This is a genomic window from Celeribacter baekdonensis, assembly GCF_900102315.1.
Lineage (GTDB): Bacteria > Pseudomonadota > Alphaproteobacteria > Rhodobacterales > Rhodobacteraceae > Celeribacter > Celeribacter baekdonensis.
Map to the genome: position 1 here is coordinate 1 of NZ_FNBL01000036.1, position 1,186 is coordinate 1,186.

Below are 1,186 nucleotides of genomic sequence, written 5' to 3' on the forward strand. Positions count from 1 at the left end.
CCGCTTGCCGGCCGGAGCCTAGGGCGCGGTCCTGGGCGGGCGTGTCCTCGAGCAACCGCACGAGGTCACGAACGACCGGGATTCGCCACGAAACTGAACAATCGAAGACACTGGCCCTTGCGGGATATACTTTTCGGCTATATTATATATCCCGAAAGGATATGCACATGCCCCTCTACATCAAAGATCCGGACGTAGATAAGCTCGTTGACCGCTACCTTGCTGCTTCTGGCGCAAGGAACAAAACCGAAGCGGTTCGCACGGCCTTGCTCAATAGTATAGCGGCGTTGGAGAAGCAGGAAACCCTCGCGGAACGTGTAGCGAAGGTTCAGAGAAAGGCAGCCGAGGCAGGTCTGAAACCGCGCGAATCCGACGACAAGCCGTTCATGGATGAGCTGTGGGGTGATGACTGATGTTCATCGACGCCAGCGCGCTTTGCGCCGTCCTCTTGAATGAGCCGGAAGCCCCGGCGATGCTCAAAGCAATGGAACAGGCCCGAGGCAAGCTGATGATTTCGCCGGTAGTGCGGGTAGAAACGACGCTCGGGATCGCACGGGATCTGAAGGAAAAAGATGACGTAACGCATATCAGCGAGGCGCACTTCGACAAGGCGAGCGAGCTTGTCGCAGACCTGATCCAATCACTCGGCGTTCGTGAAATGCACCTCACCGAAAGCATGGGCTCGGCGGCGATCGCGGCGTTGAGGAAATACGGCAAGGTGGCCGGTCATCCGGCGAAACTCAACATGGGTGACGCCCTCGCCTATGCCGCCGCTAAGGCGTTTCATGCCCCCTTGCTCTACAAGGGCGATGATTTTGCGAAGACCGATCTCGCATGAGGTCGGAAGAAAGGAGCTTTCGATGAAACTGATAGCGGCAAACGTGATGCGCAGCCTGCCAGCGGCGGCATACCTGGTTGGCGCAGCAGCAGCACATGCGCAGGAAGGCTCGGCTGACGATTGCGAGCTGGTGAGCGCGGCCATGTCGCAGATGGTGCAGGCGAACATCGCCAACATCGAAGTGACGGGCAACATGTTGCAAAATCAGGCTGCCATGCTGGCGCATCTGGCGACGAGCGGCGACGACGACGCCCTGGCGGCGGCGGACCCATGGCCGGGCCAGCCGAACAGGCAGCCTGAAAACGAAACCAGACGACAACTGCTTTGACAAACACCGTGCCGCGGGTC

The 1,186-nt window shown here is 59.3% G+C and carries 3 protein-coding genes; all 3 read left to right on the plus strand.

Annotated features, from left to right (window positions below):
- Nucleotides 1–167 precede the first annotated feature (167 nt).
- The 3 genes from BLT54_RS21910 to BLT54_RS21920 are packed head-to-tail and all read left to right on the plus strand — an operon-like array spanning nt 168 to nt 1,166.
- Complete coding sequence (locus BLT54_RS21910) at nt 168–413, plus strand: type II toxin-antitoxin system VapB family antitoxin (protein WP_074647545.1); 246 nt, start codon at nt 168–170, stop codon at nt 411–413.
- Nucleotides 413–838 carry a type II toxin-antitoxin system VapC family toxin gene (locus tag BLT54_RS21915; RefSeq protein ID WP_074647546.1) on the plus strand — a complete coding sequence of 142 codons (426 nt, stop codon included), beginning with the start codon at nt 413–415 and terminating at the stop codon, nt 836–838. The genes BLT54_RS21910 and BLT54_RS21915 overlap by 1 nt, the downstream gene beginning before the upstream one ends.
- Nucleotides 839–860: 22 nt before the next feature.
- Nucleotides 861–1,166 (plus strand): hypothetical protein, encoded by a 306-nt coding sequence (locus tag BLT54_RS21920; protein WP_074647547.1) that lies wholly within the window; start codon nt 861–863, stop codon nt 1,164–1,166.
- Nucleotides 1,167–1,186 lie beyond the last annotated feature (20 nt).